This is a genomic window from Tsuneonella sp. HG249 (assembly GCF_053819205.1).
In genome coordinates, this window is sequence record NZ_JBSOQY010000001.1 from 161,810 (window position 1) to 174,361 (window position 12,552).

The following is a 12,552-nucleotide window of genomic DNA, read 5'->3' on the forward strand; positions in this document are numbered from 1 at the left end:
AAAGAGACTAGTGCCAACCTCATGGACATCGCCCGCACCCCTTCGACCCCCGACGGCAACCCCGAAATGGCCGACGCCGCGCCGCCGCCGCAGGACCACGCGGGCGAGGCCCCGCTGATCCGGCGCGAGGATTACAAGCCGTTCCCCTGGCGGGTGCCGACGACCCGGCTCGATTTCGCGCTAGGGCTCGAGCGCACGCAGGTGACCTCGACTTTGACGGTCGAACGCAACCCAGATGCCGAGCGTTCGGACACCATTCGCCTGGCGGGCGACGGCATCGGTCCGCGATCGGTCGAGGTAGATGGACGCGGTGCGAACGACTGGCATCTCGACGACGGCGACCTCGTCATCGCGCTGTCGGGGGACCGCCACGAGATTCGCGTGGTGACCGAGATCAACCCGTCGGCGAATTCGCAGCTGATGGGGCTGTATGCCTCGGGCGGCATGCTGTGCACCCAGTGCGAGGCCGAGGGCTTTCGCCGCATCACCTTCTTCCCCGATCGCCCCGACGTGCTGAGCACCTATTCCGTGCGGATGGCCGGGCCGAAAGACCTGTTCCCGGTGCTGCTCTCCAACGGCAACCGGATTGCCGAGGGCGCCGGCGAGAAGGGCGATCATTGGGCCGAGTGGCACGACCCCTGGCCCAAGCCGAGCTACCTGTTCGCGCTGGTGGCGGGCGACCTCGTCGCGCGGCGCGACAGCTTCACCACCATGAGCGGGCGCCAGGTCGACCTCGCGATCTGGGTGCGCGCGGAAGATCTCTCGCGCACGAGCCACGCGATGGAATCGCTCAAGAAGAGCATGACGTGGGACGAGGAGGCGTTCGGCCGCGAATACGATCTCGACCAGTTCAACATCGTCGCGGTGGGCGACTTCAACATGGGGGCGATGGAGAACAAGGGCCTCAACGTATTCAATACCAAGTACGTCCTCGCCGATCCCGAGACCGCCACCGACGGCGATTACGACGGGATCGAGGGGGTCATCGCCCACGAGTATTTCCACAACTGGTCGGGCAACCGGGTTACCTGTCGCGACTGGTTCCAGCTTTCGCTGAAAGAAGGGTTCACGGTCCTGCGCGACCAGCTGTTCAGCCAGGACATGCAGGGCGAGGCGGTCAAGCGGATCGAGGACGTGCGGTTGCTCCGCTCGGTCCAGTTCCCCGAGGACTCCGGCCCGCTCGCCCATCCCATCCGGCCCGACAGCTTCCGCGAGATATCGAACTTCTACACCTCGACGATCTACAACAAGGGCGCCGAGGTGATCCGCATGATCCGCACCATGGCAGGGCCCGAGCGCTTTCGCGTCGGCACCGACCTCTACTTCCAGCGCCACGACGGCGAGGCGGCCACCTGCGAGGATTTCGTCAAGGCGATGGAGGATGGCACGGGGCTCGATCTCGGTCGGTTCCGGCTGTGGTATTCGCAAGCCGGGACGCCGAAGGTCGAGGTCGACCTCGCCCATTCCGGCGACACGGCGACGATCACGCTGCGCCAGACCGTCCCGCCGACGCCCGGCCAGGACGTCAAGCAGCCCATGCCGATCCCGCTGCGGCTCGCGCTGTTCGACCGGGCTTCCGGCAGGCATCGCGGCGAAGAACTCGTGGTGTTCGACCAGCCCGAGGCGACGCTGCGGTTCGGTGGTTTCGCGGAGAGGCCGGCCCTGTCGATCAACCGCGGCTACTCGGCCCCTGTCGCCATCGAGCGGGATGTCTCGGACGAGGACCTCGTGTTCCTCGCCGCGCACGACGACGATGCTTTCGCCCGCTACGAAGCGATGCAGGAACTCATCGTCGGGCACCTGGTCGCGGCGATCGGCGGCGGGCTTGGTGACGCGGATCGCGATGCCGCGAGGAAGGCGATCGGCGGTGCGCTTCGCGCGGTCGTTACTGACGCCAGCCTCGACGACAGCATGCGCGGCGAGCTGATGATGTTGCCGGCGCAGTCTTACATCGCGGAACAACTGCTGGTGGCCGACCCCGCCGCGATCCACCGCGAGCGTGAAGCGCTCAAGTCATGGATCGGTTCAACATTGAACGACGAACTTGAAGCGCTTCATCGACGTGCTTCCGGCGCGCCATCGGGCGCGGAAGCCGCCGCGCGCGGGGCCCGCAAGGTCAAGACCCAGGCTCTCGTGTTCCTCGCCGCCGGCAATCCCGAACGGGCTGCGGACATCGCCGCGGCGCAGTACGACAAGGCCGATAATATGACCGATCGGCAGGGCGCGCTGATGGTCCTGAGCGGCCTGTCGAGCGCCCAACGGACCCACAAGCTGATCGACTTCTACAACCGCTATCGCGGCAACCCGCTGGTGATCGACAAGTGGTTCAGCCTCCAGGCGGGCTCGCTCCATCCGCAGGTCATAGAGCATGTGAAGGCACTCGCGAACCACCCGGATTTCACCCTGAAGAACCCCAACCGCGTCCGCAGCCTCTACATGGCCTTCACCGGGACCCCCCTCGGGTTCCATGCCGAAACCGGCGAAGGCTATCGAATGATCGCCGACCTGATCCTCGACCTTGATCCGATCAACGCGCAGACCGCCGCGCGGTTCGTTCCCCCCCTCGGGCGCTGGCGCCGTGTCGAGCCGGTCCGGGCGGCATTGATGCGGGCGGAGCTCGAACGGATTGCCGCGCAACCCGGCCTGTCGCGCGACACCTTCGAGCAGGTCACCCGCAGTCTTGGCTGAAGCACTGCGCGCGGATGTGCTGGCGGGCGTCCCACACGGGTTCATGACCCGGCGGGGCGGGGTCTCCACAGGCGCCGTGGCGGGCCTGAATTGCGGCTTCGGTGCCGGAGACGACCCAGCCGCCGTGGCGGAGAATCGCCGGCAGGCGGCGGCGCAAGTCTTGCGGGGCGCGGTATTGGTCGGCGTGCATCAGGTCCATTCGCCTGACGTCGTGACGGTCGCCGAACCTTGGGGCGACGACGCCCGGCCCCAGGCGGACGCGTTGGTCACCGACAGGCGGAGCATCCTCCTCGGTGTCCTCACCGCCGACTGTGCCCCGGTCCTGCTGGCGGACCGTGAAGCCGGCGTCGTCGGCGCCGCACATGCCGGGTGGCGGGGCGCCCACGGGGGCGTGATCGCCAATACGATCGCCGCGATGGAGGTGCTCGGCGCTTCTCGGGAGCGGATAGCCGCCGCGGTGGGGCCCTGCATCGCCCAGAAATCCTATGAAGTGAGCGATGAGTTCAGGGCGCAATTCGCCGAGGAGGACGGTCCATTCTTCGCCCTCGGCAATCCGGGCCATTGGCAGTTCGACCTGACGGGCCATGTCAAAGGCGCCTTGCTGGCGTGCGGGGTTGGCGCAGTCGAAGTGCTCGAACGCGACACTTATGCCGAGCCCGAGCGCTTTTATTCGTACCGCCGCGCGACCCATCTCGGCGAGCCGACCTATGGGCGTCAGTTGTCGTTGATCGGCATGGGCTGAAACGCGGCCGGAAATCCGCCACAATGGCGGTTGGCAACATGCCAATTGGCGTCTATGCGCGCCGCAAACCGGCACCGAGGATAGCTCAGCTTCCCTCGGTGAACCGCGGAAAACAGGGGCTGCAGCTTCGTTTCTCGCGCACGCCGGCAACAGGTTCAACGCCGTCCCGACCGGGCCGGCGCAAAGCACGCGAAGGCAAGGCACGGCTGATGGCTGACACGACTGGCGACGCGATCCCCGGGACCGCCACGGTCCAAGACGACGGGATCCGGCGGCGCGACTTCATCAACGTGGCGGCAGTGGCCGCCGCGGGTGCGGGGGCGATCACCGTGCTCTACCCTCTGATCAGCCAGATGGCGCCGAGCGCCGACGTGCTTGCCGAGAGCAGCACCGAGGTCGACGTGTCGGCCATCCAGCCCGGCCAGTCGATTAAGGCGATTTTCCGCAAGCAGCCGTTGTTCGTCCGCCGCCTGACCCCGGCCGAAGTGCAAGCCGCCAACGCCGTCAATGTCGGGAGCCTGCGCGACCCGCAGACGCTGCAGGAACGCACCAAGGAAGGGCATGAAGACATGCTCATCACCATGGGCGTTTGCACCCACCTGGGCTGCGTCCCCCTCGGCGCTGCCGAGGGCGAGGTGAAGGGCGAGTTCGGGGGCTATTTCTGCCCCTGCCACGGTTCGCACTACGACACCGCGGCGCGCATCCGCAAAGGCCCGGCCCCGACCAACCTCGAGGTGCCGGAATACGAGTTCACCAGCGACACCGTCGTGAAGATCGGCTGAGGCGAGAGACAAGACGATGAGCTTCCCCTGGGCCAAGCACTACGAACCCAAGAACCCGGTAATGCGCTTCTTCGACGAGAAGCTTCCTTTGCCGCGGCTCGTCTACAACGCGGTGGGCGCCGGCTACCCGGTGCCGCGCAACCTCAATTACATGTGGAATTTCGGCGTGCTCGCCGGGTTCTGCCTGGTGTGGCAGATCGTCACCGGCATCGTCCTGGCGATGCACTATGCCTCGAACGCGGGGGTGGCGTTCGGCTCGGTCGAGCACATCATGCGCGACGTCAACTGGGGGTGGCTGCTGCGCTACGCCCACGCCAACGGCGCTAGCCTGTTCTTCGCCGTGCTCTACCTGCACATCTTCCGGGGCTTCTTCTATTCGAGTTACAAGGCTCCGCGGGAGATGATCTGGCTCATCGGCGTGGTCATCTTCCTGCTGACGATGGCGACCGGCTTTATGGGCTACGTGCTGCCTTGGGGCCAGATGAGCTTCTGGGGCGCCAAGGTCATCACCGGGCTGTTCGGTGCGCTGCCGCTCGTCGGCGAACCGATCCAGGTCTGGCTGCTCGGCGGCTACGCGCCCGACAACGCCGCACTCAACCGCTTCTTCAGCCTGCACTACCTGCTGCCGTTCGTGATCGCTGGTGCGGTGATCCTGCACATCTGGGCGCTGCACATCCCGGGCTCCTCGAACCCCACTGGGGTCGAGGTGAAGAGCGAGAGCGATACTATCCCGTTTCACCCGTACTATACCGCCAAGGACGGCTTCGGGCTGGGCGTATTCCTCATCGTGCTGTGCGGGCTGATGTTCTTCGCGCCCAACTTGCTCGGTCACCCCGACAACTACATCGAGGCAAACTCGCTGAGCACCCCGGCGCTGATCGTGCCCGAATGGTACTTCTACCCATTCTACGCCATCCTGCGCGCGTTCACCGCGGATTTCTTCTTCATCCCCGCCAAACTGATGGGCGTGCTGGCAATGTTCAGCGCAATCCTGCTGTGGTTCTTCCTGCCCTGGCTCGACAAGGGCCCGGTGCGCAGCGGCCACTATCGCCCACTATTCCGCAAGTTCTTCTGGTTCGGCCTCATCCCCTGCATGGCGCTGCTGTTCTACCTCGGCGGCGCGCACGCCGAGGAGCCGTACATCATGCTCAGCCAGATCGCGACCGCGTACTACTTCCTTCATTTCCTGGTGATCCTGCCGATCGTCAGCATGATCGAACGGCCCGAACCGCTGCCGTACTCGATTACGGAGGCAGTGCTGGGCGAGGACAAGGCCGCGGTGCTGGGCGAAAACGCCTCGCCAGGCGTGTGACGACAGGTTCTAGGGAAAAACGATAATGATCCGTCTGATCGGAATCCTCGCCGGCCTGTTCTTCGCGGTCGCTGCCCTGTGGGGCTTGGTGACGGGTATCGGGCCCGCGTTCTCGACGTTCGGCGAGGAAGGCCGGTTCGTTAAGCCGACGGTAGAGCACGAGTTCCACCTCGATCCGCGCAAGGCCGGGCTACAGTCCGACGGGCCATTCGGCACATGGGATATCGCCCAGCTCCAGCGCGGCATGCAGGTCTACAAGGAAGTCTGCGCGGCCTGCCACAGCCTCAAGTACGTCGCCTTCCGCGATCTTACCGCACTCGGCTACTCCGAGGCCGAGGTGAAGGCCATCGCCGCCGGCTTCCAGGTGCCCGGCGTCGATCCGACGACCGGCGAGACGAACACCCGTCCGGGCCTGCCGACCGACTACTTCCCCTCGCCCTACCCCAACGCGGTGGCGGCGCGCGCGGCGAACAACAATGCGGTTCCGCCCGACCTCTCGCTGATGACCAAGGCGCGCCACGACGGGTCGAACTACGTCTATTCGTTGCTGACGGGCTACCGCAACGTCGACCGCTTCAGCATCGACGGACACAAGGTGAAGCAAGAGTTCCCGGAGTTCGCCACCCCCCCGAACACCTACTTCAACCCTTATTTCGCGAACCTCAACATCGCGATGGCGCCGCCGCTGACCCAGGCTGGCCAGGTGACTTACGCCGAGGGCAATCCCGCGCCGACGGTCGCCCAGATGTCGAAGGATGTCGCCGCGTTCCTCACCTGGACCGCCGAGCCCAAGAAGGTGAAGCGCACCCAGGTGGGCTGGCCGGTGCTCGGCTTCCTGCTATTCGCGACGATCCTCGCGTGGCTTGCCAAGAATCAGGTCTGGGCGGCGATCAAGCCGAAGAAGCGCGCCTGACGATTGACGAACTGCGGGCGCTGATCCGCACGGTGCCGGACTTTCCGGCGCCGGGGATCCTGTTCCGCGACATCACCACGCTGATCAGCCACGGCGATGGCCTCCGAGCGACCGTAGGCCATCTCGCCGACCGGGCGCGCGCCGGCGGCGCAGAGGCGATCGCGGGCATGGAAGCGCGCGGATTCATCTTCGGCGCGGCGGTGGCGATCGAGCTCGGGCTTGGCTTCCTTCCGGTTCGCAAACCCGGAAAGCTCCCGGTTCCGACGATCGGCATCGACTACGCGCTCGAGTATGGCAACGACCGGCTCGAAATCGATCCCACCGCCATCGTGGCAGGCCAGCGCGTCGCCATCGTTGACGACTTGATCGCGACCGGCGGCACCGCGCTCGCCGCGGCCGAGCTGCTGCGACAGGCAGGCGCGGTGGTCGAGCAAGCTCTGTTCGTAATCGACTTGCCCGACCTCGGCGGCAGCGAGCGGCTGCGGTCCGCCGGACTGGCCGTCGACGCGTTGATGAGCTTTCCGGGGCATTGACGAGCGCGGCCACCGCGTGGCAAGCGCGCTTCGCCGAGCGGGTATAGCATAGTGGTAATGCTCTAGCCTTCCAAGCTAGCTAGGCGGGTTCGATTCCCGCTACCCGCTCCAGCCATTTCGGCCCAGATGCGGTTGATCTTGCGCGCCGGGCGCGCGACAGTCGGGGCGTGCTCTCCCAGAAGGCCCGCTACTCGATCCGTGCTCTCCAGCACCTCGCCGACCGCTACGGCGAAGGATTCGTGCCGCTCACCGAGATCGCGACCAAGCAGAACATCCCGTCGAAGTTCCTGACCGTCATCCTTTCCAGCTTCGCCCGCGATGGCATCGTGATGACACAACGCGGGAAGGATGGCGGCTACGCGCTTGCCTTACCCCCGGTGGACATCCGCTATGGCGACATCATCCGACTGACCCGCGGATCGCTGGCGCTGGTCCCCTGCGCGAGCCGGTACGCGCACGAGAAATGCGCCAATTGCCTCGCGGAGAGCGAGTGCCGGCTTCGCGCCCTGATGCTCCGCGTGCGCGACGAGACGGCGGCGGTGCTCGACCGCATTACCCTGGCCGACCCGCTCGATCCTGAGCCATCCATCGACGAAGACTGATCCCGGAATTCAATAGAGGTGCTTTGCCGCAACTTTGAAAGGCTTCGTCGCAATCGCATTGTCTACTAAATAGGTAGACATATCGATTGCGACGCAGCTTATAGGAGATTCGATGCGCGCCCACCTTCCCCTGCCTTCCGCCCTTCTGGTCTCCACAGCCCTCGTCTGCATACCGGAGATCGCGGCCGGCGAGGAGCCGATCGCCGATTCGGCAGCGGCAATTGGAACCGACCCGGATACCACTGCGACCGAGGGTGGCGCTGAAGAAGAACAATCCCGGGGGGACGTGATCATCGTCACGGCCAGGCGACGCCAGGAAACCGCCCAAGAGGTCCCGTTGGCGATCTCGGTCATCCGCGGCGACAGCATCGAGGCGACTGGCAACTTCAACGTAGTCAAGCTGCAGCAGCTCGCGCCTACGCTGCAGGTCTACACCTCGAACCCCCGCAACACTTCGGTCAACATCCGGGGCCTCGGGGTGCCGTTCGGCCTGACGAGCGACGGTTTCGAGCAAGGCGTCGGCATCTACGTCGACGATGTCTATAACTCGCGCGTTGCCGCCGCGACCTTCGACTTCCTCGATGTCGAGCAGGTCGAGGTGCTTCGAGGCCCGCAGGGCACGCTCTACGGCAAGAACACCACCGCCGGCGCGATCAACATCACCACCAACCAGCCGACCTTCGATTTCGAGGGCCGCGCCGAGCTCACGGTCGGCAATCTCGGGCTGAAGCAGGGCAAGGCTGCGGTATCGGGACCGATCTCGGATACCCTGGCCGCGCGTATCGCGGTGGCGGCGACTCACCGGCGCGGCGTCTATTACAACGTCACCACCGACCGCTACATCAACGAACAGGACAACCTCGGACTGCGCGGGCAGCTGCTGTGGCAGCCCAACGGCGACCTCAGCGTGACCCTGTCGGGCGATTACAGCGAGCAGGACCCGGAAGGCGTTGGCACGGTGTTCGTGCGCACGGGGCTGACGCAGCGCGCCCGCGCTCGCCAGTACGACGCGCTGGTTGCCGCAGCGAATGCCGTCAACCCGGGCCGCAACTATGCGGTGCCGAGCCGCGATCCCTACGCCCGTCTGGCGGACATCGATGCGGAGCTCAACGCCGGCAACAAGATCGGCGGCGTCTCGCTGCGCACCAAGTGGGACATCGGGCCCGGCACGCTGACCTCGATCAGTGCGTGGCGCTTCTGGGATTGGCAACCCGCCAACGATCGCGACTTTACCGGCCTGTCGATCGTCGCCAAGTCTCAGAACCCCTCGCAGCAAGACCAGTACAGCCAAGAATTCCGCTACAATTACGAAGGCGACCGGTTCGACTTCGTCCTCGGTCTGTTCGGCTTCAAGCAACGCATCGACACGCAAGGCACCGAGCAGCAGGGCGCCGACGCGAGCCGCTGGAGCCTTGCCGGAGCGCAGGCGAACGACCCAAGCATCCTCAACGGCCTGACCGCCCGCAACAACCAGTTCCTCAAGAGCACCAGCGCCGCGCTGTTCGGCCAATTGAGTTGGGAGGTGACCGACGCATTGACGATCCAGCCCGGCGCTCGGATCAATTACGACAAGAAGGACGGCTTCTACCAGCGCGTCGTCACCAATGGCGCGGGGCAGGCGATCAGCTGCACCCCGACGCCTCCGGCCGGGACGACGCTCGCGGCGCAGTGCGGCGTCTACCAGCCGCAGCTGACCGAGCCTTCGGTGAGCGACTGGAACTTCAGCTACGACCTCAACGTCAACTACGAGATCGCACCCGACATTCTCGCCTATGCGACTTACGCCAAGAGCTTCAAGACGGTCGGCATTAACCAGAACGGGTTACCGCTCGACACCAATAACCAGCCGGTGCTGGGCGCGAGCACGGTGCTGCCCGAATCGGTCAACCACTACGAAGTCGGCCTGAAGACGCAATTCCTCGACCGGCGGGCGACCTTCAACCTCAGCGCCTACCGCACCGATACCGACAACTTCCAGGCGACTGTAAACGGCGGCCAGTTTGGCACCGTGCGCGGTTATCTCGCCAACGCCGAGAAGGTGCGGTCGCAGGGCATCGAGGCCGATTTCAAGATCCGCGCCAGCGATCGCTTCACCGCCTATGCGAACGCCGCTTACACCGACGCTAAGTACGCGAAATTCACCAGCTCGCCGTGCCCGCCCGAGCTTTCGGGGGGCACGTTCGTGCCGGTGGGCGGAACCCCGGGCCCCGCCGGGGCACCGGGTTCGCTCAGCCCCCGGTCGTGCGACATCTCCGGCCAAGCCCTGCCAGGGGTTTCGAAATGGGCCTTCTCCTATGGCGCCGAGGCCAATGCGCCGATCACGCTGCTCGAGAACGACGGGCAGCTTTATGCAGGCATCGACGGTAATTACCGCTCCGACTGGCAGTCGAACGCATCGCCGTCCATCTACACCGTCGTCGAAGGCTACGCGCTTACCAACTTCCGCGCGGGCTTCCGCACCGAGGGGTTCGATATCTTTGGCTGGGTCCGCAACGCCTTCGATGTCGACTATATCGAACTGCTGCAGGTTGCCCCCGGCAACACCGGTCTGATCGCCGGCCAGCCGGGGGACGAGCGCACCTGGGGCCTCACTATCAAGGGCACTTTCTGACTTCTCCGAGAAGGAGGCGGGTTCGACAAGCGGAGCGCGAAGGGCCGGGACCGGATTGCCGATCCCGTCGCCCGGGAGTGTCGAAACGGCCGCACTTCCGAAGACGTTACCCCACGGCCATGTTGTCGATCAGGCGAGTCCCGCCGATCCGGGCGGCTACCAGCAGGCGGGCGGGCGCCGCACCCAACGTGTCGAGCGGGGCGAGGCTCTCGGCATCGGCCAGCGTCACGTAATCGATGCTGTCGAACCCGGCCTGCAACAAGTGCGCCTCGATGGCCGCCAGCGCGGGCGCGACTGCGCTTCCTGACAGCAAAGCGGAAATCCCCTCGCGCATCGCTTGCGGCAGGGCGGCCGCCTGCGCGCGCATGTCCGGCGAAAGGTACTGGTTGCGGCTGGACATGGCCAGGCCATCCACCTCTCTAACCGTCGGCACGCCGATGATGGCATCGACGCACGGGGCGACAAGATCGAGATCTCGCGCCATGCGGCGGATCACCGCTAGCTGCTGCCAGTCCTTCTCGCCGAACAGCGCCACATCGGGGCGCACCTGGTTGAACAGCTTGCAGACCACCGTCGCCACGCCGTCGAAGTGCCCGGGACGCGCGGCGCCGCACAAGCCCTCGCTGACGCCGGACACCGAGATATTGGTGGCGAAACCGGGGGGATAGATCGCCTCGATACCTGGCGCCCACAGGAGTTCGACTTCCTCGCGCTCCAGCAGCGCCGAGTCCGCCGCCATCCGCCGCGGGTACGCGGCGAGGTCCTCGTTCGGCCCGAACTGCTTCGGATTCACGAAGAGGGACACCGCCACCGCGTCGGCGTGGCGGCGCGCCTCGCGCACCAGCGTCAGGTGGCCCTCGTGAAGGGCGCCCATGGTCGGCACGAGCGCCAGCTTGCGGCCTCCTGCGCGGAGCCCTTCGACTTCGCTTCTCAACACCTCCAGCGTGGTGGCGGTTTGCACCGGCGACGGTCCCTCGACTAGTCTTGCACGAGAAATCGCCCTAGCCGGGGCAGCAGAGGAATGCACGTGACCCAAGCGCACAGGATCGTCTTCGCCAACGAGAAGGGCGGCACCGGCAAGTCCACGACCGCGGTGCATGTCGCGGTCGCGCTTGCCTATCGCGGGGCTCGGGTGGCCGCGATCGACCTCGATCCGCGCCAGCGCACGCTCTACCGCTACTTCGAGAATCGCGCGGAAACCGCCGCGCGTCGCGGGATCGATCTGCCGACCGCTCGCTTCGAGGTGTTCGAAGGCGGCACGACGGAACAGCTCGAGGCCACGGTCGCCAGTCTAGCCGAGAGCTGCGACTTCGTAGTTTACGACACCCCGGGACGCGACGATCCGCTCGCGCGGCACGCCGCGACCGAGGCCGATACACTGGTCACGCCGCTCAACGACAGTTTCGTCGATTTCGACCTCATCGGCCAGGTCGACGCCGAAACCTTCAAGGTCCGCCGTCTGTCGTTCTACGCGGAACTCATCTGGGAAGCCCGGATCAAGCGGAGCCGCAGCCAGCTCGAACAGGGCAGACGTGAAATGGACTGGGTGGTGGTGCGCAACCGCACCGGCCACGTGGAGGCGCGCAACATGGCGCGTATCGAACAGGCGCTGAAGGAACTTTCGAAGCGGGTGGGATTCCGCGTGGCGAGCGGCCTTTCCGAACGCGTGATCTATCGCGAGCTGTTTCCCAGCGGCCTGACCCTGCTCGACAAGGGGCACCTGGGCGAGCTCGGCACGAGCCACCTCGTCGCCCGGCAGGAACTGCGCGCATTGATCGCGGCGCTCAACCTGCCGGTATCCGCGCCGCGCGAGCCCGAGCTCGCGATCGCCTGAAACGTAGTCAGCGCTTTCCTACACGCTGCGCGCTGACTACTCCCGTCGCGATGAACCTCCGCCAATCGCCCTTGGCCCGTGCCGTCATCGAGAATATCAAAGGTGACGATCGTGACACGCCTTTCTAGCTCAACTTTTTGAGAAACAACACGAAACCGGGGCACGGGAGTTTTGAAGAGCGCCACGGTCGGTGTGCCAAGTTGCTCGTCCGCAGAGCGCCCTCGTCAATCCCACAAGGGAGGAACGGTTGATCAAATTTCTCCTTCTCGCCGTGCTCGTCGCTGTCGGCATCCGCTGGTCGCTAGGAAAATGGCCCTGGGATTACCTCAAAGCGAAACCGACCCGCGGTCAGGCCGTTTTCAAGGCACGCAAGCTGCTTGCAGTGCGAGACGAGGCATCTCGCTCCGAGATCGTTGAAGCGCACAAGCGGCTGATCGCGATGGTCCACCCTGATCGCGGCGGGACGAATGCACAGGTGCACGAGGCGAACGCCGCGCGCGACCTGCTGCTCGACGACCTGCCCGACGAAGCCTGA

The 12,552-nt window shown here is 65.6% G+C and carries 11 protein-coding genes and 1 tRNA gene; 11 read left to right on the forward strand and 1 reads right to left on the reverse strand.

Annotated features, from left to right (window positions below):
* Positions 1 to 21: 21 nt before the first annotated feature.
* The 9 genes from pepN to ACWPM1_RS00840 all read left to right on the forward strand — a co-directional run bounded on the left by pepN (position 22) and on the right by ACWPM1_RS00840 (position 10,183).
* A complete protein-coding gene (gene pepN, locus ACWPM1_RS00800; RefSeq protein WP_455692949.1) occupies positions 22 to 2,688 on the forward strand; it encodes an aminopeptidase N in 2,667 nt (888 codons plus the stop codon).
* A 43-nt stretch (positions 2,689 to 2,731) separates the two neighbouring features.
* Complete coding sequence (gene pgeF / locus ACWPM1_RS00805; protein WP_455695091.1) at positions 2,732 to 3,430, forward strand: peptidoglycan editing factor PgeF; 699 nt, start codon at positions 2,732 to 2,734, stop codon at positions 3,428 to 3,430.
* A 209-nt stretch (positions 3,431 to 3,639) separates the two neighbouring features.
* Entirely contained in the window at positions 3,640 to 4,212 is a 573-nt protein-coding gene (gene petA, locus ACWPM1_RS00810) for a ubiquinol-cytochrome c reductase iron-sulfur subunit (RefSeq protein WP_455692950.1), read from the forward strand.
* Positions 4,213 to 4,228: 16 nt separating this feature from the next.
* Positions 4,229 to 5,524 (forward strand): cytochrome b, encoded by a 1,296-nt coding sequence (locus ACWPM1_RS00815; RefSeq protein ID WP_455692951.1) that lies wholly within the window; start codon positions 4,229 to 4,231, stop codon positions 5,522 to 5,524.
* Between the two features lie 25 nt (positions 5,525 to 5,549).
* Positions 5,550 to 6,437 (forward strand): cytochrome c1, encoded by an 888-nt coding sequence (locus ACWPM1_RS00820; RefSeq protein WP_455692952.1) that lies wholly within the window; start codon positions 5,550 to 5,552, stop codon positions 6,435 to 6,437.
* Complete coding sequence (locus ACWPM1_RS00825) at positions 6,434 to 6,970, forward strand: adenine phosphoribosyltransferase (protein ID WP_455695092.1); 537 nt, start codon at positions 6,434 to 6,436, stop codon at positions 6,968 to 6,970. Before ACWPM1_RS00820 ends, ACWPM1_RS00825 begins: the two co-directional genes overlap by 4 nt.
* 37 nt (positions 6,971 to 7,007) lie before the next feature.
* Positions 7,008 to 7,081: transfer RNA gene (locus ACWPM1_RS00830), tRNA-Gly, on the forward strand.
* A gap of 56 nt (positions 7,082 to 7,137) precedes the next feature.
* A complete protein-coding gene (locus tag ACWPM1_RS00835) occupies positions 7,138 to 7,572 on the forward strand; it encodes an RrF2 family transcriptional regulator (RefSeq protein ID WP_455692953.1) in 435 nt (144 codons plus the stop codon).
* A 112-nt stretch (positions 7,573 to 7,684) separates the two neighbouring features.
* Entirely contained in the window at positions 7,685 to 10,183 is a 2,499-nt protein-coding gene (locus tag ACWPM1_RS00840) for a TonB-dependent receptor (RefSeq protein ID WP_455692954.1), read from the forward strand.
* 106 nt (positions 10,184 to 10,289) lie between these two features.
* Here ACWPM1_RS00840 and panC read toward each other — a convergent pair whose 3' ends face one another.
* Complete coding sequence (gene panC / locus ACWPM1_RS00845; RefSeq protein WP_455692955.1) at positions 10,290 to 11,144, reverse strand: pantoate--beta-alanine ligase; 855 nt, start codon at positions 11,142 to 11,144, stop codon at positions 10,290 to 10,292.
* 60 nt (positions 11,145 to 11,204) lie between these two features.
* Between panC and ACWPM1_RS00850 the strand changes: the two genes are divergently transcribed.
* Positions 11,205 to 12,017: a division plane positioning ATPase MipZ gene (locus ACWPM1_RS00850; RefSeq protein ID WP_455692956.1), complete on the forward strand. Its 813-nt coding sequence runs from the start codon at positions 11,205 to 11,207 to the stop codon at positions 12,015 to 12,017.
* A 247-nt stretch (positions 12,018 to 12,264) separates the two neighbouring features.
* The gene (locus ACWPM1_RS00855) at positions 12,265 to 12,552 is read left to right on the forward strand and encodes a molecular chaperone DnaJ (protein ID WP_455692957.1); all 288 of its coding nucleotides are present in this window, start codon (positions 12,265 to 12,267) and stop codon (positions 12,550 to 12,552) included.

Coding starts and splice junctions, on each gene's coding strand:
- petA (WP_455692950.1), top strand. CDS start 3,640: ATGGCTGACACGACTGGCGACGCGATCCCCGGGACCGCCACGGTCCAA.
- ACWPM1_RS00840 (WP_455692954.1), top strand. CDS start 7,685: ATGCGCGCCCACCTTCCCCTGCCTTCCGCCCTTCTGGTCTCCACAGCC.
- ACWPM1_RS00820 (WP_455692952.1), top strand. CDS start 5,550: ATGATCCGTCTGATCGGAATCCTCGCCGGCCTGTTCTTCGCGGTCGCT.
- pgeF (WP_455695091.1), top strand. CDS start 2,732: ATGACCCGGCGGGGCGGGGTCTCCACAGGCGCCGTGGCGGGCCTGAAT.
- pepN (WP_455692949.1), top strand. CDS start 22: ATGGACATCGCCCGCACCCCTTCGACCCCCGACGGCAACCCCGAAATG.
- ACWPM1_RS00815 (WP_455692951.1), top strand. CDS start 4,229: ATGAGCTTCCCCTGGGCCAAGCACTACGAACCCAAGAACCCGGTAATG.
- ACWPM1_RS00850 (WP_455692956.1), top strand. CDS start 11,205: ATGCACGTGACCCAAGCGCACAGGATCGTCTTCGCCAACGAGAAGGGC.